The sequence below is a fragment of the Sphingorhabdus sp. genome, from assembly GCF_046596595.1.
GTDB lineage: Bacteria > Pseudomonadota > Alphaproteobacteria > Sphingomonadales > Sphingomonadaceae > Sphingorhabdus_B.
Window position 1 is genome coordinate 15958 of record NZ_JBKJMB010000007.1, and the last position, 22853, is coordinate 38810.

25 protein-coding genes are annotated in these 22853 nt (G+C 57.0%); 9 read left to right on the forward strand and 16 right to left on the reverse strand.

Annotated elements, in window-relative coordinates; genetic code table 11:
- The first annotated feature begins 7 nt into the window (after positions 1-7).
- Genes thrS through ACLL9E_RS00270 form a run of 3 tightly spaced genes read left to right on the forward strand, consistent with a single transcriptional unit; the run spans position 8 to position 3213 of the window.
- Positions 8-2005: a threonine--tRNA ligase gene (gene thrS / locus ACLL9E_RS00260; protein ID WP_411289741.1), complete on the forward strand. Its 1998-nt coding sequence runs from the start codon at positions 8-10 to the stop codon at positions 2003-2005.
- Positions 2006-2032: 27 nt separating this feature from the next.
- The gene (locus ACLL9E_RS00265) at positions 2033-2461 is read left to right on the forward strand and encodes a DUF305 domain-containing protein (protein ID WP_411289742.1); all 429 of its coding nucleotides are present in this window, start codon (positions 2033-2035) and stop codon (positions 2459-2461) included.
- A 23-nt stretch (positions 2462-2484) separates the two neighbouring features.
- A complete protein-coding gene (locus tag ACLL9E_RS00270) occupies positions 2485-3213 on the forward strand; it encodes a sulfite exporter TauE/SafE family protein (RefSeq protein ID WP_411289743.1) in 729 nt (242 codons plus the stop codon).
- A gap of 18 nt (positions 3214-3231) precedes the next feature.
- Here the strand turns inward: ACLL9E_RS00270 and uvrB are convergent, their stop codons facing one another.
- The gene (gene uvrB / locus ACLL9E_RS00275) at positions 3232-5418 is read right to left on the reverse strand and encodes an excinuclease ABC subunit UvrB (protein WP_411289744.1); all 2187 of its coding nucleotides are present in this window, start codon (positions 5416-5418) and stop codon (positions 3232-3234) included.
- Positions 5419-5725: 307 nt separating this feature from the next.
- Between uvrB and ACLL9E_RS00280 the strand changes: the two genes are divergently transcribed.
- The 5 genes from ACLL9E_RS00280 to ACLL9E_RS00300 all read left to right on the forward strand — a co-directional run bounded on the left by ACLL9E_RS00280 (position 5726) and on the right by ACLL9E_RS00300 (position 9729).
- Positions 5726-6268 (forward strand): DUF3617 domain-containing protein, encoded by a 543-nt coding sequence (locus tag ACLL9E_RS00280; protein ID WP_411289745.1) that lies wholly within the window; start codon positions 5726-5728, stop codon positions 6266-6268.
- Positions 6265-6837 (forward strand): DUF3617 domain-containing protein, encoded by a 573-nt coding sequence (locus ACLL9E_RS00285; RefSeq protein WP_411289746.1) that lies wholly within the window; start codon positions 6265-6267, stop codon positions 6835-6837. The genes ACLL9E_RS00280 and ACLL9E_RS00285 overlap by 4 nt, the downstream gene beginning before the upstream one ends.
- On the forward strand, positions 6834-7994 hold the full coding sequence (locus ACLL9E_RS00290; RefSeq protein WP_411289747.1) for a serine hydrolase domain-containing protein: 1161 nt from the start codon (positions 6834-6836) through the stop codon (positions 7992-7994). The genes ACLL9E_RS00285 and ACLL9E_RS00290 overlap by 4 nt, the downstream gene beginning before the upstream one ends.
- An 80-nt stretch (positions 7995-8074) precedes the next feature.
- On the forward strand, positions 8075-9406 hold the full coding sequence (locus ACLL9E_RS00295; protein ID WP_411289748.1) for a M20 metallopeptidase family protein: 1332 nt from the start codon (positions 8075-8077) through the stop codon (positions 9404-9406).
- Positions 9407-9408: 2 nt separating this feature from the next.
- The gene (locus ACLL9E_RS00300; RefSeq protein WP_411289749.1) at positions 9409-9729 is read left to right on the forward strand and encodes an HNH endonuclease; all 321 of its coding nucleotides are present in this window, start codon (positions 9409-9411) and stop codon (positions 9727-9729) included.
- Positions 9730-9732: 3 nt separating this feature from the next.
- On the opposite strand, the gene ACLL9E_RS00305 is transcribed toward ACLL9E_RS00300, so the two are convergent.
- The 5 genes from ACLL9E_RS00305 to ACLL9E_RS00325 all read right to left on the reverse strand — a co-directional run bounded on the left by ACLL9E_RS00305 (position 9733) and on the right by ACLL9E_RS00325 (position 13513).
- On the reverse strand, positions 9733-10476 hold the full coding sequence (locus ACLL9E_RS00305) for a carbonic anhydrase (protein WP_411289750.1): 744 nt from the start codon (positions 10474-10476) through the stop codon (positions 9733-9735).
- 27 nt (positions 10477-10503) lie between these two features.
- On the reverse strand, positions 10504-11499 hold the full coding sequence (locus tag ACLL9E_RS00310; RefSeq protein WP_411289794.1) for a TerC family protein: 996 nt from the start codon (positions 11497-11499) through the stop codon (positions 10504-10506).
- Between the two features lie 74 nt (positions 11500-11573).
- Positions 11574-11768: a DUF465 domain-containing protein gene (locus ACLL9E_RS00315; protein WP_411289751.1), complete on the reverse strand. Its 195-nt coding sequence runs from the start codon at positions 11766-11768 to the stop codon at positions 11574-11576.
- A gap of 234 nt (positions 11769-12002) precedes the next feature.
- Entirely contained in the window at positions 12003-12842 is an 840-nt protein-coding gene (dapD, locus tag ACLL9E_RS00320) for a 2,3,4,5-tetrahydropyridine-2,6-dicarboxylate N-succinyltransferase (protein WP_411289752.1), read from the reverse strand.
- Positions 12839-13513 (reverse strand): pyrimidine 5'-nucleotidase, encoded by a 675-nt coding sequence (locus ACLL9E_RS00325; protein ID WP_411289753.1) that lies wholly within the window; start codon positions 13511-13513, stop codon positions 12839-12841. Before ACLL9E_RS00325 ends, dapD begins: the two co-directional genes overlap by 4 nt.
- A 107-nt stretch (positions 13514-13620) precedes the next feature.
- Here ACLL9E_RS00325 and ACLL9E_RS00330 point away from each other — a divergent pair, with 107 nt between their 5' ends.
- Positions 13621-16005, forward strand: coding sequence for a S8 family peptidase (locus tag ACLL9E_RS00330; protein ID WP_411289754.1), 2385 nt, complete (start codon positions 13621-13623; stop codon positions 16003-16005).
- Here the strand turns inward: ACLL9E_RS00330 and ACLL9E_RS00335 are convergent.
- The 10 genes from ACLL9E_RS00335 to ACLL9E_RS00380 are packed head-to-tail and all read right to left on the reverse strand — an operon-like array spanning position 16002 to position 22846.
- Entirely contained in the window at positions 16002-16358 is a 357-nt protein-coding gene (locus tag ACLL9E_RS00335; RefSeq protein WP_411289755.1) for a HesB/IscA family protein, read from the reverse strand. The two genes, ACLL9E_RS00330 and ACLL9E_RS00335, sit on opposite strands and share 4 nt — an antisense overlap.
- Positions 16355-16810, reverse strand: coding sequence for a DUF59 domain-containing protein (locus tag ACLL9E_RS00340; protein WP_411289756.1), 456 nt, complete (start codon positions 16808-16810; stop codon positions 16355-16357). Before ACLL9E_RS00340 ends, ACLL9E_RS00335 begins: the two co-directional genes overlap by 4 nt.
- Positions 16807-18051, reverse strand: a complete 1245-nt coding sequence (locus ACLL9E_RS00345) for a cysteine desulfurase (protein WP_411289795.1) — start codon at positions 18049-18051, stop codon at positions 16807-16809. The genes ACLL9E_RS00340 and ACLL9E_RS00345 overlap by 4 nt, the downstream gene beginning before the upstream one ends.
- 11 nt (positions 18052-18062) lie before the next feature.
- Positions 18063-18794 (reverse strand): SufD family Fe-S cluster assembly protein, encoded by a 732-nt coding sequence (locus ACLL9E_RS00350; protein WP_411289757.1) that lies wholly within the window; start codon positions 18792-18794, stop codon positions 18063-18065.
- Positions 18791-19165, reverse strand: a complete 375-nt coding sequence (locus ACLL9E_RS00355; RefSeq protein ID WP_411289758.1) for a hypothetical protein — start codon at positions 19163-19165, stop codon at positions 18791-18793. The genes ACLL9E_RS00350 and ACLL9E_RS00355 overlap by 4 nt, the downstream gene beginning before the upstream one ends.
- Positions 19162-20025 carry a Fe-S cluster assembly ATPase SufC gene (gene sufC, locus ACLL9E_RS00360; RefSeq protein ID WP_411289759.1) on the reverse strand — a complete coding sequence of 288 codons (864 nt, stop codon included), beginning with the start codon at positions 20023-20025 and terminating at the stop codon, positions 19162-19164. Before sufC ends, ACLL9E_RS00355 begins: the two co-directional genes overlap by 4 nt.
- Positions 20009-20416, reverse strand: a complete 408-nt coding sequence (locus ACLL9E_RS00365; RefSeq protein WP_411289760.1) for a hypothetical protein — start codon at positions 20414-20416, stop codon at positions 20009-20011. Before ACLL9E_RS00365 ends, sufC begins: the two co-directional genes overlap by 17 nt.
- Complete coding sequence (locus ACLL9E_RS00370; RefSeq protein WP_411289761.1) at positions 20413-20943, reverse strand: DUF559 domain-containing protein; 531 nt, start codon at positions 20941-20943, stop codon at positions 20413-20415. The genes ACLL9E_RS00365 and ACLL9E_RS00370 overlap by 4 nt, the downstream gene beginning before the upstream one ends.
- Positions 20940-22436, reverse strand: a complete 1497-nt coding sequence (gene sufB / locus ACLL9E_RS00375) for a Fe-S cluster assembly protein SufB (protein ID WP_411289762.1) — start codon at positions 22434-22436, stop codon at positions 20940-20942. The genes ACLL9E_RS00370 and sufB overlap by 4 nt, the downstream gene beginning before the upstream one ends.
- Positions 22433-22846, reverse strand: a complete 414-nt coding sequence (locus ACLL9E_RS00380) for an SUF system Fe-S cluster assembly regulator (RefSeq protein ID WP_411289763.1) — start codon at positions 22844-22846, stop codon at positions 22433-22435. Before ACLL9E_RS00380 ends, sufB begins: the two co-directional genes overlap by 4 nt.
- Between the last annotated feature and the right edge of the window lie 7 nt (positions 22847-22853).

Consider the following 22853-nt stretch of genomic DNA (forward strand, 5'->3'; position numbering starts at 1 on the left):
AAATTCCATGTCCGACATGATCCGCGTTACCCTTCCCGATGGCTCTGCCCGTGAAGTCGCGCGCGGCACCACCCCTGCGGACATTGCGGCTTCTATCGGTCCGGGTCTTTTTAAGGCAGCGATTGCCGCGCGTGTCGACGGGGAACTGCGCGATATCATGCGCCCGCTCGATGCCGATGTGCAGCTTGCGCTCGTGACGAGCCGCGATGAAGCCGATGCGCTTGAATTGGCGCGCCACGACTTTGCGCATATCCTGGCCGAAGCGGTGCAAGAACTGTTTCCGGGAACGCAAATTACCTTTGGCCCGTCGACGGACGACGGTTTCTATTATGACGTGATGGCGCCAGCGTCGCGGGGCCCGTTCACGATGGATGACTTGCCCGCCATCGAAGAGCGGATGCGCGACATCATTCGCGCCGATAAGCCGCTGCGTCGTGAAGTCATACAGCGTGATGCGCTCATCGCCATGTGGCAGCATGCAGGCGAGAGCTTCAAGGCCGAATGGGCTGCGGAGTTGCCCGAAGGCGAGGAATTGTCGGTATACTGGTCAGGCGATGACTGGATGGACATGTGCCGCGGCCCGCATTTGGCCTCGACCGGAAAACTTGATCCGGCAGCATTCAAGCTGACGCGCGTCGCGGGCGCATATTGGCGCGGCGACCAGAACAACCCGCAGTTGAGCCGCATTTACGGCACTGGCTGGCTGAACAAAAAGCAGCTTGATGCGCATCTCGTCCGTCTCGAAGAAGCTGCCAAGCGCGACCATCGGCGGCTGGGGCAGGACATGGACCTATTCCATTTGCAGCAAGAGGCGCACGGCTCTGTCTTCTGGCATCCGCATGGCTTTACGATCTGGCGGCAGCTTGAGGCCTATATGCGCCGCGCTATCGACGATGGGGGCTATCGGGAAATCAAGACACCGCAATTGATGGATGTGCGGCAATGGGAGTCTTCGGGGCATTGGGGCAAATATGCCGAAAACATGTTTGCCGTACCCGACATCGTGCCGGATGGGGAAGGCGGCGCGCCTGCCGTCGCGCCTGATGCCGACTGGATGGCATTGAAACCAATGAATTGTCCGGCGCATGTGCTGGTGTTCAAGCAAGGCATCAAGTCGTACCGCGACCTGCCGCTTCGCTTCTATGAGCATGGCTGCTGCCACCGCAATGAACCACATGGCGCGCTCCACGGGCTGATGCGCGTCCGGCAGTTCACGCAGGATGATGCCCATATCTTCTGCCGCGAGGACCAGATTGTCGAAGAAGCGCGCGCCTTTTGCGATCTGGCTGACCGCATCTACAAGCATTTCGGCTTTACCTACGCCGTCAAGCTGGCGCTTCGTCCCGAAAAACGCTTCGGCAGCGAAGATGACTGGGACAAGGCCGAACAGGAACTGCGCGAGGCGGTCGAGCGCGCTGGCATGGCGACTGCCGAATATGGCTGGGAAGAATTGCCCGGCGAAGGCGCATTTTATGCGCCCAAGCTTGAATGGCATCTGACCGATGCGATTGGCCGCACCTGGCAGGTCGGCACGCTTCAGTCCGACCGCGTGTTACCCGAGCGCCTCGACGCGAGCTATGTGGGCGAGGATGGCGCGCGCCACCGGCCCGTCATGCTGCACCGCGCGATTTTCGGCAGCTATGAACGCTTCATCGGCATATTGATTGAACATTATGCCGGCCGTTTCCCTGTGTGGCTTGCGCCGGTGCAGGCTGTGGTGGCGACCATCACGTCGGAGGCCGACGGCTATGCGCAGGAGGTAACGGCCAAGCTCAAGGCAGCCGGACTTCGCGTCACCGTCGATACCCGCAACGAGAAAATCAACTACAAGGTGCGTGAGCATAGCGTTGCCAAGGTGCCGCATTTGCTCGTCGTCGGCATGCGCGAGGCCGAGGAAGGCAAGGTCGCCATCCGCAGCCTTGGTTCTGATGGCCAGCGTATCATGACTTTGGATGAGGCTATTGCCATGCTGTCGGATGAGGCAACACCGCCGGATATTCGTTAACCCGTCCCGCCCTTGAAGGAGATTGTTATGAGAACACTTCCATTAGCGCTTGCTGGCGTGCTGTTGCTCGGTGCGTGCCAGCAACCCGCAAATGATGCGGCTGCAACCATTGAAACGAAAGCCGTTGCCCCTGATGATGCCACCGCTGGCTACAACGACGCGCAAAAAGCCTATGCCGCCGCCAGCGACAAGATGCATTCTGGCATGGGGAAAGTTGCGCAGGACCCTGACGTTGCGTTCATGCAAGGCATGATCCCGCACCATGAAGGCGCGGTGGAAATGGCGAAGGTCGCGCTAAAGCATGGCAAGGATCCGGAAGTGCGCGCTCTGGCTGAAAGGGTAATTGCCGCGCAGGAAGCCGAGATGCGCGAAATGCAGGCGTGGCTCGACAAAAAGGGTGCGGTTGCTGCAGAAAAGCCAATGACTGCGGCTGAGCATGCGGCAATGGGCCACTGAGTATTCAGGAGCTCACCGGCTTATTGATATCACAGTTGCTGCTGCTGGCAGCGGTTACATTTGGCGCTGCCTTCATTCGCGGGCTGACGGGTTTCGGGATGGCGATCATCCTCGTGCCATTGTTCGGACTAATCGTGAAACCAACCGAGGCGGTGTTCCTGGGGATCTTGCTTCAGGTGCTGATTGGTCCGGTTGGACTGAAAATTATCTTGGCCGATGCGCATAAGCAAAGTGCGCTCCTGATTTCCGGCTTTGCTGTGCTGGCAACACCGATTGGCATCTTGCTGCTGCAACACACCACGCCCGATGTTGCTCGGCTGATGATTGCGGCGACCGCAATTGGCGCCTTTGTGCTGGTGCTATTGCCCCAGCGCGGCGCACTGCGGCCGGGGCCAAAAGAGACAGCGCTCACAGGGTTTGCGTCCGGCATTTTGACTGGCTTTGCTGCCATGCCCGGGCCACCCGTTGTGCCTTATTATCTGCGCCAGCCAATTCCGCCCGAAGAAGCGCGCGCATCGATGATGCTTGTCTTTTTCATCACGGCGATCACCGGAACAATCGCCTCTTATGTGCTTGGCCTTGCCCACGCGCGGCTGCTTTGGCTTTCGCTGCTGCTCTTTCCATCGGTGCTGTTGGGCAACTGGATTGGCGCCAAATGTTTTGGCAAAGTGCGAGCGAACCTGTGGCGCAGTTTTGTCGCCGGCGTCCTCGGTGTCGCTGGAATATCAGCGGTTATTCGCCTGCTGAATTGAACCGTCCGGCCTAAGCGCCTATCGCCCAAATTTCCGCTGCGTCTTGCCATAACGCGTCTTGCGCGTGCCGGGCTGGCCCTCGGTAGCGCGGCCTTTGGGTGCAGCGACATGCTGTGGGTGCGGCAGGCCAAGCTCGGTTGCCTCAAGCGACCGGATTTCGTCGCGCAAACGGCCAGCCTCTTCAAATTCGAGATCGGCAGCGGCCGCGCGCATTTTCTTTTCCAGATCGTCGATATAGGCGCGCAAATTGTGCCCGACGAGGTTGTTCGCCCCGTCTGCGTCAATCTCCACAAGAACTGAATCGCGGCTCGCCGTGTCGGAAACAATGTCATGGATATCGCGCTTAATCGTCGCTGGGGTAATATTATGCTCAATGTTAAAGGCGTGCTGCTTTTCGCGTCGCCGGTCGGTTTCGCGGATCGCGCGTTCCATGCTTCCGGTCATACGGTCGGCATATAGGATCACGCGGCCCTCGACGTTACGCGCCGCACGGCCAATGGTTTGAATCAAAGATGTTTCGCTGCGCAGGAAACCTTCCTTGTCGGCATCCAATATGGCAACCAGCCCGCACTCGGGAATATCAAGGCCCTCGCGCAGCAGGTTGATCCCCACCAGCACATCGTAAACACCGCGCCGCAGATCGCGGATCAGCTCGATACGCTCCAGCGTCTCGACATCGCTATGCATATAACGCACGCGCAGCCCTGCCTCGTGCATAAACTCGGTCAGATCTTCGGCCATGCGCTTGGTGAGTGTTGTCACCAATGTGCGAAAACCTGCTTCAGCTGTCTTGCGACATTCGTTGATGCAATCCTGCACCTGGTCCTCGACAGGTTTGATTTCAACCGGCGGGTCAATCAGGCCAGTGGGGCGAATGACCTGTTCGGCAAATACGCCGCCCGATTGTTCCATCTCCCACCCGCCGGGGGTCGCCGAAACACACACGGTTTGCGGACGCATGATGTCCCATTCGTTGAAACGCAGTGGCCGGTTGTCGATGCACGAGGGCAAGCGAAAACCATATTCGGCCAAGGTCAGCTTGCGCCTGTGGTCGCCCTTGGCCATCGCGCCGATTTGTGGCACCGTCTGGTGGCTTTCATCGACAAACAGCAAGGCATTTTCGGGCAGATATTCAAAGAGTGTCGGCGGCGGCTCACCGGGCAAGCGGCCCGTCAGGAAGCGGGAATAATTCTCGATGCCAGCGCACGACCCCGTCGCTGCAATCATCTCAAGGTCGAAGTTCGTTCGCTCCTCAAGCCGCTGTGCCTCGAGCAATTTGCCTTCGGACACCAATTCCTTCAACCGTTCGGTCAACTCAAAGCGGATTGCTTCACTCGCCTGCTTCATCGTCGGGCCGGGGGTAACATAATGGCTGTTGGCGTAGACCCGCACATTGTTCAGCTTGACGCCGCTATTGCCAGTGAGCGGATCGAATTCGGTAATGTCCTCAATCTCGTCGCCAAAGAAACTGACGCGCCATGCGGTGTCTTCATAATGCGAGGGGAAGATTTCAAGGTTATCGCCGCGCACGCGGAAATTGCCGCGGGCAAAGGCGGTGTCATTGCGCTTATACTGAAGCGCGACGAGCTTTCGGATCAATTCTCGCTGGTCGACGCTTTCGCCTTTTTTCAGGTCGAAAATCATCGCGGAATAGGTTTCGACTGACCCGATGCCGTAAATGCACGAAACCGACGCGACGATGATAACGTCGTCGCGCTCAAGCAAAGACCGAGTCGCCGAATGCCGCATCCGGTCAATCGCCTCGTTTACACTCGATTCTTTCTCAATGTAGGTGTCACTGCGCGGGACGTAAGCCTCGGGCTGGTAATAGTCATAATAAGACACGAAATATTCGACGGCATTATCGGGAAAAAAGCTTTTAAACTCGCCGTAAAGCTGCGCGGCAAGGATCTTGTTTGGCGCAAGGATAAGCGCTGGGCGCTGTAACGCCTCGATGACCTTGGCAACGGTAAAGGTCTTGCCTGAACCCGTTACCCCTAAAAGCACCTGATTTTTCTCGCCAGTCAGTGCGGTGTCGACAAGTTCGCGGATCGCGGTTGGTTGATCCCCAGCCGGGGAATAATCGGAGACAATCTTGAACGGCCGCCCGCCTTCCAGTTTGGAAGGGCGTTCGGGCCTGTGCGGCGTGAAGCTGCCAACCGTGTCCGGTTCTTCCAGCCCACGGCGGATGATGAGTTCAGCCATGTTCGCTATATGTGCTTTTGCATGGTCAAGGGCAAGGGGCGTGCGGCGGAATCCATGTCGATGCGGATAATTACCTTTCCTACATGGCCAATCTCTGATTTAATTGCATATGAAAACATGATGTTAGGGCTAAGATATTGGATCAGGTAGCACGGGGTAAAACGCAACGCGGCCGGTTGGTGAATATGGGTGGAAACACAAGGCCGTTTTGGTGTGACTTTAGCCGCTATGCCTGTCATCGCTGTTGCCTTTTGGAGGCGTCAGGGACAAAAGGCCGTCCTGAGATATCAAGCGAAAGGCCAAATCTATGCATAAGTTCTTCCTGATGGGCGTTGCCGCACTGGCGTTATCCGCCTGTTCCGAAAAGGGTGCAGACGCCGACGGTGATGGCAAGATCAGCGATGCCGAAGCATCCACTGAAATGACAACCGGCGGCGCGATGGCGATGAAGCCCGGCCTGTGGGAAGTGCGCGTCAATTATGACAAGGTAGAAGCGCCCGGTGTTCCCGCCGATATGCTGGCCAAAATGAAGGCGCAAATTGCCCAGGGCATGACTCAACGCAGCTGCCTTACACAGGCGCAAGTAGAAAAACCCGGCATGGAATTTTTTGGCGCAGCCCCCGAAGCCAATTGCACGTTCAACGCCTTGGATCGTTCATCCGACGGCGTAAAGATTGAAATGACCTGCAAGCCAAGCGGTCCAATTGTCGTCAAGAGCAAGATGGACGGTAAATTTGGCGCGGAAACCTATACGATGAATATCGAGCAGAGCACTGAAGGGACACCAATGGGCCCTGTAAAAATGGTCGGCAAGATTAAGGGAAAACGCGTTGGAGAATGCCCGGCATGAAAACGGTGATGCGAAAGGCCGAATTATTGACCGCAGCGGTGCCAGCGATGGTATTTCTCTTGCTTGCCGGATGCGCGGACAACAGCGCAGATAAAGACGGCAACGGCGTGGTCGACAGCGAAGAGCGTGCTGCCGAAATGGATTATGACGCCTTCATTCCCATGAAGGCTGGGCTTTGGGAAACCAAATTTGTATTTTCGGATATTGATGTGCCAACGCTTGGCAAGGCGCAAAAGCAGCAGATTATGGACGAAGTTGCCAAAAGCGCGTCAAGCAAGAGCTGCTTGACCGAGGCAGAGGCAAAGAAACCGGGCGCAGATTTCTTTGGCGGCAGTGGCGCGGAAAAATGCGTCTACAAGGCGTTCGATGTTTCAGGGCAGAATGTTAAGCTAAAGCTTTCCTGCGGCATGGAAGGAATGGGCAGTGTCGACATGGAGCTTGCAGGCGTCATGGGCGAAACCGAATTCAATTATGACAGCAATGTAAAGGTCCGGCTGCCGATGATCGGAAAGGTCGCGATGACGGGCAAGGCTACCGGCAAATATGTGGGAGCATGCCCCGCCTCATGATGACAGCGCGCGGCATATGGATTGCCGCACTGACGGTTGCGGCTTTCATACTATCGGCATGCACGCCAACCACTGACCTGACGAGCGCGGCCCCTGCGCCAGCCATCATCAGGCCAGCGGTGGTGATGGTCAATTTCAATGTGGTCGGTGTGGATCCGGCTACAGTTGAGGGCGATGCCGGCGTTGCCGGGCGACCCGTCACCATCGATTATCCGGCGCGCGTCGCGTCGATTTCGAAACTCGTGGTGGCGCTGGCCGTGATGCGGCTGGTGGAGCAAGGCAAGCTTGATCTCGACCGTGACGTTGGCGATTATCTCGGCTGGCCAGTGCGCAATCCGGCCTTTCCCGATGCGCCGATTACGTTGCGCGCGTTGCTTTCGCACCAAAGCGGGTTGCGCGATAATATTGACTATATCGTGCCGCTCGACGGCAGGCTTGAAACGGTGCTCGCCAACCCAAAGGCATGGGATACGGGCCACGCGCCAGGCACCTATTTTTCCTATGCGAACATCAATTCGCCGCTGATCGCAGCGGTCATGGAGAGCGCAACGGGTGAGCGCTTTGACCGGATCATGGCGCGGCAGGTACTGACCCCGCTTGGACTGGATGCCTGTTATAATTGGGGTGAAGGTTGCAGCGACGGACGGCGCGCGCAGGCAGTCACCTTGCTGCGGCCCAATGGTGACCTTGCACGTGACGCGGCGATCAAGGGGCCTGATCCATGCGCAGTATATCCTGCCAGCAACGGTAGCTGCGACGTCGATAAGCTCTACCAGCTTGGCCGCAACGGCTCCGCCTTCAGCCCGCAAGGTGGCTTGCGCATTTCGGCGCGTGACTTGGCGAGAATTGGGCAAATGCTGCTGCGCAATGGCGCGCCCTTATTGACGCCCAAAAGCTTTGCCGAAATGACGACGCCGGTGTGGACCTTTGACGGCAAAAATGGCGACGATGATAAGGGCTATTTCACGGCTTATGGCCTTGGCGTACATTGGTTGGTCGATGCGCAGGGCAAAAGCTGGTTCGGGCATGTGGGTGAGGCATATTCGCTGCGCGCCGGCTTTTGGATTAATCCAGCCGAACGCCGGGGTTTTTATCGCTTCGTAACGATGGTCGATGAATTTGCGCCGGTCGGGCATTGCTTTGACCGATGCCCGTGATAGCGTGTCGGCCAGAATACAGAACAACAACATACTGAGCGGCACATTGAACGCTGACGCAGGACAACAGGGGAAACATCATGACTAAGGCAATTTTTGGCGCACTTCTGGCCAGCGCAATGCTTGCGGTACCTGCAGTGGCGCAGCCCGATTATGCGGCATCGGTCAAGGCAGACTATGACAAGTCGCTGGCAACGCTGTGGGACCATTTCCACCGCAATCCCGAATTGTCGTTCCGCGAGTATAAAACCGGCGCCCGTATGGCCGAAGAGCTTCGTGCGGTGCCGGGCATGGTGGTAACTGACAAGGTTGGTGGCACGGGAGTGGTAGGCATGATGAAAAACGGCGATGGCCCGGTCGTTCTCGTGCGCGCCGACATGGACGGCCTGCCGGTGCAAGAGCGTTCGGGACTTTCCAATGCCTCCACGGTGAAGCAGGTCGGGGTCGATGGCCTTGAAATGCCAGTGATGCATGCGTGCGGCCATGATGTGCATATTACATCGATGGTCGGAACGGCGCGCCAGCTTGCCCGTATGAAGGACCGTTGGAAGGGAACCGTGTTGTTCATCGTCCAGCCTGCCGAAGAACGTGTTGGCGGCGCAAAGGCGATGATCGCGGATGGTCTGTACACGCGTTTTCCAAAGCCTGATTATGCATTGGCCTTCCATGTGGCCGCTGAGCTTGAAACCGGCAAGATTTCGGCATCCGAAGGCATTCAATATTCGTCCGCCGACAGCGTCGATATCCGCGTACCGGGCATCGCCACCCATGGGGCTGCGCCGCATCTTGGCCGCGACCCAGTGTATATTGCCTCACAAATCGTCGTCGGCTTGCAGTCGATAATCAGTCGTGAAAAGGGTCCATTGGATCCCGGCGTCATCACCGTCGGTGCCTTTCATGCCGGAACCAAGCACAACATCATTTCCGAATATGCCGACCTGCAAGTGACTGTCCGTTCCAACAGCCAGGCGGTTCGGGATCAACTGATTTCCTCGATTGAACGATTGGCAAAGGGTATTGGCGCAGCAAATGGTTTGCCTGCCGACAAATTGCCTATCGTCAAGGTCAACGAAAGCACGCCCGTAACGGTGAATGATGGCGCACTTGCCCGCCGGTTGAACGCGGCAATCGGCGATGCGTTGGGCAAGGATGTCGTCGTCCCGTTTCGCCAGACCAACATGGGGGCGGAGGATTTCGCCTTTTTCGTGGATCAGCAATATAATATTCCGGGCTACTACTTCGCCGTTGGCGGGACAAAGCCTGAATGGATCGCGGCGGCAAAGGACGGCGGCACGCCAGTTGCTGGACACCATTCGCCCCTGTTCAAAATTGATCCGGAGCCATCGGTACGCCTGGGTGTTGAGGCAATGACCGCTGCTGTGCTTGACCTGCTTGGGCCAAGCAAAAGCTGAATATGGCGAGAAAGATTCGTGACTTTTACGACGCTGACGAGCCCGAAGATACGCCAGTTGTGAACTGCTGGCTGTGCGCGCGGCCGATGGGGGAGGTGACCGAATGGCATCATCCTGTGCCCAAAAGCCGCGGCGGAAAGGAACGGCAGCCGGTGCACCCGATTTGCCACCGGACGATACATGCCAATTTTACCAACAGCGATCTTGAAAAGCGCTTTGCGACCGCCGAGGCATTGCTTGGCCATGAAGAAATCAGGCGGTTTGTCGACTGGATCGCCAACAAACCGCCCGACTTTAATGCGCCGACCAAAGGGCGACGTTAACAACTAGCCGCGGTCGAAGAAGTCGACGGCACCCGTGTCGAGGTCGTAATACGCGCCAACGACCTTTACTTTCCCTGACTTCAACGGTTCGGCAATGATAGGGTCTGACGTGTCGCGGAGGCCACGAACGACATGGCGGACGTTCATGTGAATGGCGTGATCAACCAGGTCAGTTTTCGTGCCAAGCGTTGCCCTTGCGTCAATAACGGCTGGCAGGATCGGTTGAACCATACGAGTGAGCGATGGCGGTAGCTGACTGTTGTCAATGACAAGCTTGGTTGCCGCATCAACTGCGCCGCAACGTTCATGCCCGAGCACAACAATCAACGGTGCACCCAAAGCAGCGATCGCATAGGCAATCGATCCGTAGCCGGCATCATCGACATAATTGCCAGCGGTGCGGACGATGAACAATTCGCCCAGACCGCCACCAAACAGATGTTCCGGTCCAACACGGGAATCGGCACAGCCAACCAGGATCGCAAAAGGTGCTTGGCTCTTGGCAATTTCAAGGCGCCGCTTTGTAGAAATATCGGTGTTGGGATTTTCGTCGGCAACGAAGCGGCGGTTGCCGTCGATAAGCCGCGCCAATGCCTGGTCGGGCGTCATTGAAAGCTTCGCTGTGGCGCCCTTGTCATCGGCCGCTGCCATTGCCGGACCAGTGGCCGCCACCATCGCTGCACCAGCGGTCAATGCTGCAATACCTAACATCGTGCGACGGTCAGTCGCGGGTAATTCAACTTTCATGTGTCATTCTCCTGTTGGTAATTTCAATTAAAATTGTGCTGCGCCCGGTGCTTCCACATCATTTCGGGTCTTCCAGAGCGAGAAGCCAATACCCCCCAAGATGAGCGCGAAAGTAACGCCAAGGCTGAGTATGGGCGGAAACTTGTCGCCGTCCAGCAGGAAATCCGACACGAATATCTTCGAGCCGATGAAGACCAGGACAAGTGCCAAAGCGTATTTGAGATAATGGAAACGATGGACCATCGCCGCCAGTGCGAAATACAATGCACGAAGGCCCAAGATCGCCATGATGTTCGAGGTGTAGACGATGAAGGTATCGGTCGTGATCGCAAAGATCGCCGGTACCGAGTCGACAGCAAACACCAGGTCGGCGAGGTTGATGACGACCAATGCCAGGAACAACGGCGTGGCAGCACGGACCATCTTGCCGGTTTTCTCGTCCGCCACCTTCACAAAGAACTTCTCGTCATGCAGCTCCTTGGTCACGCGCATATGCGTTGAAATATATTTGACCACCGGGTTTTTGGCCACGTCCATTTCAGAATCGCCGCTGAACAACATCTTGATGCCAGTGCCGATCAGGAACGCCGCGAAGATGTATAGCGTCCAACCATACTCCTCCACAATGGCAGCGCCAGCCGCGATCATCAGGCCACGAAGCACGATGACTGCGATGATGCCCCAGAGCAGCGCGCGGTACTGATATTTGCGGGGTATTGCGAAGAAGGTGAAGATCAGACTGATGACAAAAACATTGTCGATCGACAGCGCCTTTTCGATGAAAAAGCCTGTATAATATTGCATGCCCATTTCGGCACCTTTTTGGAACCACACCCAAAGGCCGAACAGCATCGCGATGCTGATGTAAAAGGCGGACAGCTTCAGGCTCTCGGCGATACCCATTTCCTTGTCTTCCTTATGCAGGATGCCAAGGTCAAAGGCGGTCAACGCGACCACAAGGCCGAGAAACGATAGCCAGAACCAGACCGGTGTTCCCAGCCAGTCCATCATTAAAAATTCCATCACATTATTCCCTGTTGTAACCATCGCCGGACACCGCACAGACAAAAGTCCGAACGGTGCCCGCGTTTACAATTTTAGATTTTGTTAAATCGCAGGCCACGCTCGAATGGCGCACTTCCACGATTTGCGAGCCGATCCTTAATGGCCAGCTTAAGCCGCTTTAGCTTCTGAATCCGGAATGCATCGGGCCAGCGCCGACTAATCTCCGCACGCAATTCATTGTCGATTTTCTGGTGATATTGCAGCAAGCGAAACGACGAAAAAGTCATAACATCATCCTCATTGAACAAAGTTTAAGTTCAATCGGATGTTCCGGCCAAAGCCATGCGTATTCGGGGGGTATCATTGACCGCCTGACAACTGCACCGGAAACATCCGATGCGGCCGACATCACGTTCCTTCTAAAGAAGCAAGCGTCAGAGGGGCCCGGTCCGCCCATAGCGTATGGAGCGATTCCCTCCGAATTGCAAGCGCAACTGGACAGCGATAGTTATCCGCCCCGGTTAATCTCTCAGCAGGTCGTTAATGGCGGTCTTCGCACGCGTCTGTGCATCGACGCGTTTTACGATGACCGCACAGGAAAGATTTGGTCCCGGGCTCCCATCCGGCAACGCTTTGCCAGGGATCGATCCGGGTACAACCACGGAATAAGCAGGCACCCTTCCAACGAAAACTTCGCCTGTCGTGCGGTCAATAATCTTGCTGGTTGAACTGATGAACACACCCATCGACAGCACGGCGCCCTCTTCGACGATCACGCCCTCCACAACTTCGGAGCGCGCACCGATAAAGCAATTGTCCTCAATGATGACTGGGCCAGCCTGAAGCGGCTCAAGTACGCCGCCGATGCCGACGCCGCCGGACAGATGCACATTTTTGCCTATCTGCGCGCAGCTTCCTACGGTTGCCCATGTGTCGACCATTGTGCCTTCGTCGACGCGCGCGCCGATATTGATGAAGCTTGGCATTAACACGACATTCTTTCCGACAAAGCTGCCCTGACGTGCAACAGCGCCGGGAACGACGCGAAATCCTGCCGTGCGGAACCGGTCGGCATCCCAACCGCTGAATTTTGATGGTACCTTGTCATACGCTGGCGCGCCCGATGCGCCGCCTTCTACAAGGACATTGTCATTCAAGCGGAAGGACAACAGCACGGCCTTTTTCAACCACTGATGAACCTGCCAAACGCCATCGCGCTTTTCGGCGACACGGAACGACCCGTCGTCAAGCCCGGCCAAGGCAGTTTGCACCGCGTCGCGTACTTCGCCTTGGGTTAAGCTGGAAATTTCGTTGCGCTGATCCCAGGCGGTATCGATGATATTGGCTAGCTGGTCGGTCATGTGGTGCTTTCAAGACTGTGGATTGCAGAAAGCCATTCCGTAAGGTCGGCAATCTCGTGGTCGACAAAATGTTCTGTGTCGCTGCTATCAGTTTCAGCGTCGTAGTTCACCCAAATTGTTGTCATTCCCAAAGCTTTGGCCGGTGCCAGATTATGTGCTGAGTCCTCAACAAAAAGTGCACCGGACGGATCGATCGCAAGTTCGGCACATAAGGCATCATAGCTCGCCGGTGTTGGCTTCGGCATATGCTTCATGCGATGGATATCGAAAATATCCTCAAACAGATTATCGAGACCCCGCGCGGCTAAGACCCTTTCGGCATAAGGCGCATCAGCGTTGGTAAAGATAAGTTTCCGGCCGGGCAGCGCTTCAATCAGCGCACGCAAACCAGCAGCGGGTTGTAGAAGGCTCATGTCGACATCGTGCACAAAATCAAGATAGCCGTGCGGTTCCAGCTGGTGTTCGGCCATCAACCCGCCAAGCGTGGTGCCATATTTTTTCCAATATGTGTGCCGAACAACATGGGCTTCATCCGATCCGATCTGAAAATAGCGTTCAACGAACAAAGCGATCCTGTCGCGGACCTGCGCCATGATGTTAGCCTCAGGGCCGTACAGAGTGAGGTCGAGATCAAAGATCCATGTGTCGATAGATGATAGGAAAGGTTGCATGCTGCGCGCCTATCAAGTTGCGCGATATTTCTCAACGCGCATGTTAAGACTACCGAAAGCGAATCATGCTTAACTGCAGATTATTGCTGGATGAAGGTCGCGTATCCATGAATGTAACAAAATTGGATCGTAAGGTTGCGATAGGCAGTTCTGTCGTTTTTGCGCTCACGCTTTCCGCATGCGGTGGCGGTGGAGGCGGCGTGAACCCGATTTCCCCGCCTGCGCCGCCGCCTGTTGTCGTGGCATTGCCACCGCCCCCACCCCCCCCGCCTCCGCCCCCGCCAACTACAAATTTCGCCACGGCGGAGTTCAACCGGTCGGATGGCCCTGGTTTTCACGGAGCAATCACCGCCTATCAGTCGGGCGCAACCGGACTTGGCGTTACCGTGGGTGTCATCGATTCGGGCATTGATCCCAATAGCCATGAATTTACGGGCCGCATCCACCCGCAATCTGGCGACGTTACCGGAGCCGGCAGGCCACTTGGTGACGAAGACGGGCATGGTACGGAGGTCACGCGCGTAATCGCTGCCGCAAAGGACGACCGCGATGTGCATGGCATCGCCTTTAATGCGACCATATTGGCTTTGCGCGCGGATCAAGCGGGCAGTTGTACGATAGCTGCGCCCGGCGAGGATGAGGCGTCATGTTCCTTTTTCGATTCTTCCATCGCGGCTGGCGTAAACCGTGCGATCGACAATCGCGCGCGTGTGATCAACATATCGCTCGGCGGCGCGGGCGGCGCCAGCAGCGCATTGCGGGCCGCCATCAGCCGCGCAACTTTGGCGGGCATCGTCATTGTCGTCTCGGCGGGTAATGAAGGTAATGATGCAGCACCCGCGTTCGACCCCAACAACCCAAGCCCATTTGCGCAGGCGCTGCTTGCCAATGGCAACGGTCTGGTTATTATTTCGACCTCGGTCGACGACAGCGGCACCATTTCCAATTTCAGCAACAAAGCGGGTGTCTCCCAAAATTCAGTGCTATCCGCTTTGGGGCAAGGCATTTGCTGCCAGTATCAAAATGATACCATCTTCCGATTTGAACAAAATGGGCAGAATTTCGTGCGGGTGTTCAATGGCACCTCCTTTTCTGCGCCGCAGATTTCTGGCGCTGCAGCATTGCTGGCACAGGCTTTTCCCAATTTGACGGGCTCGCAGATTGTAAGTCTCCTTTTGACGTCCGCGCGCGACGCCGGTGACCCGGGCACTGACGCGATTTATGGCCGCGGCATATTGGATATAGCGGGTGCATTCTCTCCATCGGGAAGAACGTCACTGGCAGGGACCAATTCGGTCGTGCCGCTTTCCGGCAGCGGCGGAACGACTTCCGGACCCATGGGCGATGTCGCTTTGTCGAACAGGCCAATCAATGCTGTTGTCCTCGACAGCTATGGCCGGGCATATAACATCGATCTTGCCCATGGTTTGAATGTAACCTCGCCGCGATTGCGGCTTACGCCCGCTTTGGTGGATCAGGGGCGGTCGGTCAGCATAGCTCAAGGCACGACGGAAATCGCGTTCTCGATAAGCGCTGGTAGCGGCGATGGCGCACGCTTCGGGCCATTGGCGCTTTCCAACGGGCAGCAGAATCAGGCGCGAATGCTCGCTGGCCGCGTGAGTGCTGCTATTTCGAGCGATACACGGTTCAGCGTTGGTATTCGTCAGGCGGCCGCTGGGCAAGTTGCCGCATTGCAGGGCATGTCGTCAGGTGCATTTCTGACAGCGACGGATGCACGCATGGACAATGGGTTTGAACGTGCGCCGGGTCAGTCCTTTGCCTTGCGTCATGTACTTGGCAATTTTGGTCTGACCGGCAGCTTGGAAGCAGGCGAAGCACAATTGTTCGAACGCGGCGGCGCCGAGTTTGTCCGCAACGGCAACAACCGATATCCTTATTCTTCGGTTGGCGTATCGATGGATCGCGAGATTGGACCAGCCAAATTTGCTTTGGGTGCGAACTGGCTCCGCGAAGATGACACTGTCCTCGGCGCGCGCTTTGCCAATTTTATCGGCCAGAATGGCGCGCGCAGTCTGTTTGTTGATGGCCGGGGCGATGTGGAACTGATTGGCTCTTGGACACTTGGTGCGAGCTGGCGGCAAGGATGGACGTACGCCAATGCAGGTGCTTCGCTTTCCGGCCAAAGCTTGCTGAAAAGCAACGCCTTTTCGGTTGATCTGTCGGGTAGCAATATAATCGCGCTTCACGATCGCCTTGCATTGCGCATCGCGCAACCGCTGCGGGTAACAAGTGGCGGCCTCTCGCTTAACGTCCCTGTCGCTTATGATTACGCAACGCTTGCGACCAGCTTTGGCGCGCGCCGCTATTCGCTTGCGCCAAAAGGGCAGGAGATAGCCAGCGAGCTTGCGTGGACGATGCCAGTGCAAGGCGGCTATTTCTCTTCAAACCTGTTTTGGCGGCAGGAGCCGGGGCATTTTGAATCTGCACCCGATGATGTGGGCATCGCGTTCCGGCTTCAGTTCGATTTTTAAACGGTAAAGCTCTCGCCGCAGCCACAGCTTCCGGTAGCATTCGGATTGGTGAATACAAATCCAGCGGCGAATTCATCCTCGACCCAGTCCATTACCGAGCCGACGAGGTAGAGCACCGAGCCGCCGTCAATATATAGGACGCCGCCGGGTGTTTCGATTTTCTCGTCGAAGGGAACCGCTTCCGAGATGTAGTCGACGGAATACGCCAGCCCCGAGCAACCCCGGCGCGGCGTCGACAGCTTCACGCCAATGGCGTCTTCAGGCGCTTTGGACATTAATTCTGTAATTCTTGCTTCCGATGCAGGCGTCAGTTTGACTGCGGCCGGCCGCGCTCTTGTCTTTACTTCGGTCATAACATTCCAAGCTCCAGACGCGCTTCGTCGGTCATATTGGCCGGAGTCCACGCTGGCTCCCACACAAGATTTACCTCGGCATCGCCGATGCCCGGGACTGCGCCGACGCGCAATTCAACCTCGCCCGGCATCGATTCTGCCACTGGACAATGCGGCGTAGTCAGCGTCATCGACACAACCGCATGGCCGTCGTTGATTTCTACATTGTATATCAGGCCAAGGTCATAAATGTTCACCGGAATTTCCGGGTCAAAAATTTCCTTCAACGCCGCGATTACGGCCTCGTACAGGTCGCCATCGGGCTCGCTTGGCGCGGGCGTAGCAGGCTTTTGCGCAAGGAAGCCTTCCAGATAGTCCTTCTTGCGCTCAAGTGTTTCCGTCGCGCTCTCAACCCGTGCTTTAGGCGGCTTTTCCACGCTATCGACTTCTTCTATGCGGATGTTCTCGTTCATCCAAATATCCTCTTCACCCGTTCCAGGCCGCGTACCAGCGCCGCGACATCATCTTCATCATTGTAAATTCCAAAGCTCGCGCGCGCCGTTGCAGGCACACCGAGATGGTCCATCAGCGGTTGGCAGCAATGATGGCCAGCACGGATCGCCACATTTTCCTCGTCTAATATGGTGCCGATATCGTGGGGATGGACGCCCTCCATGGAGAAGGAGACGATCCCTGCCGATTGTTCCGGGCCATATAATGTGACGGAGTTTACCGAACGCAATGCGTCCCGCGCTTGTGCCGCCAGCGCGCTCTCATGCGCGAAAATGGCGTCCGCACCAAAGCTGTCGATAAAGTCGAGGGCGGCATGCAGCCCAATGACTTCGATAATCATCGGCGTTCCGGCCTCAAAGCGCGAAGGCGCAGGCGCATACGTCGTTTTTTCGAACGTCACCCGGTCGATCATCGCGCCGCCACCTTGCCAAGGGGGCATAGCATTTAGCGTGTCGGCGCTCGCCCACAACACACCAATACCGGTTGGGCCGTATAGCTTGTGCCCCGACATGACGTAGAAATCGCAGCCAAGGTCTGCCATGTCCAAATGCATGCGGGGCGCAGCCTGACAGCCGTCCAGCAGGAATTTTGCCCCAACCGCATGCGCGGCGTTTGCGGTGCGTCTTGCATCCAGCACGGACCCGAGTACATTGGACACATGCGCGAGCGCGACCAGCTTGTGCGCCGGTGTCAGGTTGGCTTCAAGCCAGTCAAGGTCGATCTGGCCGTCATCGGTCAGCGGGCAAACATCAATATGCGCGCCGACCTTCTCCGCCAACATCTGCCACGGCACGATGTTGCTGTGATGCTCTAACTGGCTAAGCATGATGCGGTCGCCAGCCTTTACATTTGCCGGACCCCAGCTTTGCGCGACAAGGTTTATGCCTTCCGTGGCACCGCGGACAAACACGATCTCGTTGGGTGAAGCCGCACCCATAAAGCGCGCCACACGCTCGCGCGCCGCTTCAAACGCCACCGTCATGTTCGCCGAACGCGCGTAGACGCCGCGATGGACGGTCGCATAGTTCACACCGCCGGCCTGCATCATCGCATCGAGCACAATCTGCGGCTTTTGCGCGGTGGCGGCAGTGTCGAGATAATGCCAGCCATTGGCAAGCCCAGGGAAATGGCCGCGCACATTACGCGAGACGGTTCCGCCCTCGTTTTCCCAGCGCCCAACGGCGCGTTCGGTCGGGTCCATCGAAAGGGTGGTCACACCAGTTCTCCCAATTTCTCGAGCGCTGCGTCCGTCAGCATTTCCTCGTCCGCTGCGCCTTCAAATACGCCAGCAACGAAGGCTTGAAGCATCAGCTTCTTCGCATCCGCCGGGGCAATGCCGCGTGCCTGCAGATAGAAAAGCCCCATTGGGTCAAGCTCGCCGATCGCGCAGCCATGCGCGCATTTGACGTCGTCGGCGTAGATCTCAAGCTCGGGCTTCGCGTTGGCGGTCGCACTGCGGTCAAGCAACATCGCCTTTACGGACTGCACGCTGTCCGTGAGTTGGGCATCGCGTGCAACCGCGACTTTGCCAAGATACGTCCCCGTCGCTGTGCCAGCGAGAACTGAGCGGACGATCTGCGAAGATGTGGCCTTGGGTTCGAGATGGGTAACTGTGGTTACGATTTCCAACGTCTGGGTGTTGCCGCCGATTTGCACTGCGCCCAATTTGAAGTCCGCACCTTCATGCAGGGTGATGTTCAATTCGACGCGGCCGTAATTGCCGCCGATGTTAAGGACATGGACCGCCGCTGTCGCGCCCTTGCCAATGGCAATATCAAGCTGTTGAATCGATCCGGTGTCCTGAACGATTGTCCGCGCAAACGAGCCGCCCGCAGGCACAATTATGGCTTCAGGCGCAGGGAGTGGCCACGCGGCTTCCACTGCAGCAATGTCGCTGTAGCGCCATGATTCATCGTGGCGGGAGGGGACTTGGGTTAGCATCATTGCGCAATCCCGAGCATTTTATCGGCCAACTCCGAAATGCCCCGATCACGCTTGCTGACGAGACATTCACCCATTTCAGCGTAAATAGGCTTGGCCGCTGCGTCGAAGGCGCTTTGTTTTTTATGTTGCTTGGCCAATGAGCCGAGAGCACTCCGATGCTCGGGAAAACAAGCGATCATGGCATCGCATCCGATCTGGTCGATAGCTTTGTCACCCGTGCTGCGCGTCGTCTTACACGACGGTATATCCTTCTTGTATTTCAAATATCCACGCCAATATTTCTGCTTTTGCCCGATCACGACGATCTCGTCCTGCAGCTTAGTGACAGGGCCAGCTGCGACTTGCATCGCAAGGGCAAGCAGCAAGATCACGCTGCGAGCTCCTTGTACCCATCGCGCTCAAGTTCCAACGCCAGTTCAGCGCCGCCAGTGCGCGTGATGCGGCCATCGGCGAGTACATGGACGAAGTCAGGCTTCACATAATCGAGCAAGCGCTGATAATGGGTGATGAGCAGCACAGCCTTGTCCGGCTTGCGCATGATGCGGTTGATGCCGTCGCCGACGATGCGCAGCGCGTCGATGTCGAGGCCGCTGTCGGTCTCGTCAAGTATTGCCAAAGCGGGGTCGATGATACCCATTTGCACCATCTCGTTGCGCTTTTTCTCGCCGCCTGAAAAGCCGACATTTACAGGGCGTTTCAGCATGTCCATGTCCATGCCAAGAGCGCCAGCCTGCTCGCGCGCAACCTTCAGGAATTCGCCGCCCGATAAAGGGGCCTCGCCGCGGTTCTTGCGCTGCGCATTGAGCGCCTCGCGCAGGAACTGGACGTTCGAAACGCCAGGGATTTCGACCGGATATTGGAAGCCCAGGAACAGACCGGCAGCAGCGCGCTCATGCGGTTCGAGGTCGAGGAGGTTGATTGGCGCATTCCCCTCCCGCAGGCGGGAGGGGTTAGGGGCGGGGTTCGCCGCAGGCGAACTTTCCGACGGTGAAGGCAGAGGCCCACCCCCGGCCCCTCCCGCCTGCGGGAGGGGAGAAGAAGGCGTGAACCACACCTCACCCGCGGTCACCTCATAACCGGGCCGCCCCGACAGAACATAGCCCAGCGTCGATTTGCCAGCACCATTCGGTCCCATGATCGCATGAATCTCGCCCGCCTTGAGCGAGAGTGTGAGGCCCTTGAGAATTGGCTTGTCGCCAACATTGGCGTGGAGATTAGTTATTTGGAGCATTTTGATCAATTTCTACTTCTTGTCTATTTCTTCCCAACCAAAATAGGCTGGCTAGGCTTACGAGGATTGCAAAGCCGGACACGGTGACAAGCGAATTAGCTGCCGCAGTGCCAGCTGCCAGTCCGCGCTCTCGTGCATCTTGATAGCCGCTTCCCCATGTAAGGAGCCCAACAACGAACACACACCACAGGCTAGCTTTGATAGTTGCTGTAAAATCGTCGACAGGCTTGGTTCGGACAAAAAGCCACACGATAGTAGCTATCGGCAATGCAAATCCAATAGCTTCAATCAACCCAAACATATTTCCTTGGTTGCCAACCGCACCGATAAACCAAGCCGATGCAGCGGTTGCCAACAGAAGCATCAAATAGCGCTTGGCTCCACCCATCACCCCACGCTCCCCTCAAGGCTAATCCCAAGCAGCTTCTGCGCCTCCTTAAGCCCCTCCCCTTCAGGGGAGGGGTTGGGGTGGGGTCTCTCGTAGCAATCCGGCGTTTCGGCCAGTAGCGCCAAAAGCCCCTCACACACGCCTTCAAGATTTTGCATAACTTCCGAATTGGGAACACGAAAAACGCGAAATCCCATTTCTGCGAGCTTGGCATCGCGTAACGCGTCTTTCGCTGGATCGATATGAGTGTGGCCGTCGACTTCGACGATCAACCTTTTTTGGGGACAAACAAAATCCGCGATGAAAGGGCCGATCACTGCCTGCCTGCGAAATTTGTGACCACCGAGTTGCGACCGTGACAACGCGCGCCATAGACGTTTTTCCGGTTCGGTCGGTTCGCGGCGCATGTCTACCGCATGTTTATGCAATTCGGCGAGGCGCTCGGCTGATAGGCCCCACCCCTTACCCCTCCCCTGAAGGGGAGGGGCTTGGTTCTGTTTCGCATAATCGTTGAGTGTCAGTTGCGTCATCCGACTGAACCCTCAAGGCTGATCCCCAGCAACTTCTGCGCCTCGACCGCAAATTCCATCGGCAGTTGCTGAAGCACTTCCTTGGCAAAACCATTCACGATCAGCGCAACCGCTTCTTCGGCGTTCAGGCCGCGTTGCATCGCGTAGAACATCTGGTCGTCGGAAATCTTGCTTGTCGTCGCCTCATGTTCGATTTGCGCGCTTGGGTTGCGCACTTCGATATACGGCACGGTGTGCGCTCCGCTGAGCGAACCCAGCAGCAATGAATCGCATTGCGTGAAGTTGCGCACGCCCTCGGCATTGGGCGCGACGCGGACAAGCCCACGATAGGTGTTGTTGCTGTGTCCGGCGCTGATGCCTTTGCTTACAATGGTCGAGCGGCTGCCCTTGCCATTGTGGATCATCTTGGTGCCAGTGTCGGCCTGCTGGTAATTATTGGTGACCGCGACCGAGTAAAATTCGCCCACGCTGTTTTCGCCGTTGAGAACGCAGCTTGGATATTTCCACGTGACCGCGCTTCCGGTTTCGACCTGAGTCCAGGACACTTTGCTGTTCTTGCCCTGGCACAATGCGCGCTTGGTCACGAAATTATAGATGCCGCCCTTGCCCTCTGCATCGCCGGGGTACCAGTTCTGAACGGTTGAATATTTGATCTCGGCATCATCCAATGCGACCAGTTCGACGACGGCGGCGTGCAGCTGGTTTTCGTCGCGCATCGGCGCGGTGCAACCTTCCAGGTAGCTGACATAGCTGCCCTTGTCGGCAATGATCAACGTGCGTTCAAACTGGCCGGTGTTTTCGGCATTGATGCGGAAATAGGTGGAAAGTTCCATCGGGCAGCGTACGCCTTCGGGGATATAAACAAACGTCCCGTCGGAAAAGACCGCGCAGTTGAGAGTCGCGAAGTAATTGTCACGCATCGGCACAATCTTGCCGAGCCATTGGCGCACGAGATCGGGGTACTCCTTGATCGCTTCTGATATGCTGCGGAAGATGACACCGGCGCGCTCAAGCTCCGCACGGAAGGTGGTGGCGACCGAAACACTGTCGAACACCGCGTCCACTGCCACACGGCGTGCGCCCTCAACCCCTGCAAGCACTTCCTGCTCGGCAATTGGAATGCCCAGTTTTTCATAAATGCGCAGGATTTCAGGATCGACCTCGTCCAATGACCCAAGCTTTGGCTTGGCCTTGGGTTCAGCGTAATAATAAGCGTCCTGATAATCGATGGGCGGCACGTTTAGCTTGGCCCAATCGGGGGGCGTCATCGTCTTCCACATGGCAAACGCCTTCAGCCGCCATTCAAGCATCCACTCAGGCTCGTTTTTCTTGGCCGAAATGAAGCGGACGGTGTCTTCGGTCAGACCCTTTGGCGCAAAGTCGGTTTCAATGTCCGATGACCAGCCATGTTCGTAGTCAGCGACCTTGTCGGCGGCGTCCCACGCGGCCTGATCTTTCAATATCATGTCCTTGGTGTCGATATCGTCGGTCATCGCGTCAGTCCTGCCAAATTGATTTGTGCCAATGCACCACGCACTGCGCCGTTCACGACGGGCCAATGGGCCTGCACGTGGCAACTGCCTTCCTTGGGGCAATGTTGGCCCATGGCATGCTTGTGCGTATCGCAACATGCGGTGAGCGCAATGGGCCCTTCGACGGCTTCGATAATGTCGGCGATGCTGATCGCCGCGGCCGGACGCGCAAGCGTTATGCCGCCACCTGTGCCGCGCGCCGAGCGCAAAAGCCCGGCCTTGGTAAGGATACTCACAAGCTTTTGCGTAGTCGGGAGTGCAAGACCTGTTTCAGCAGCAAGGTCAGTCGCCGACACGCGCGCAAAACCGCAATGGCGGGAAGCCGCGCTCATAATCACCACCGCATAATCGGCCATATTCGACAAACGCATATTGCGC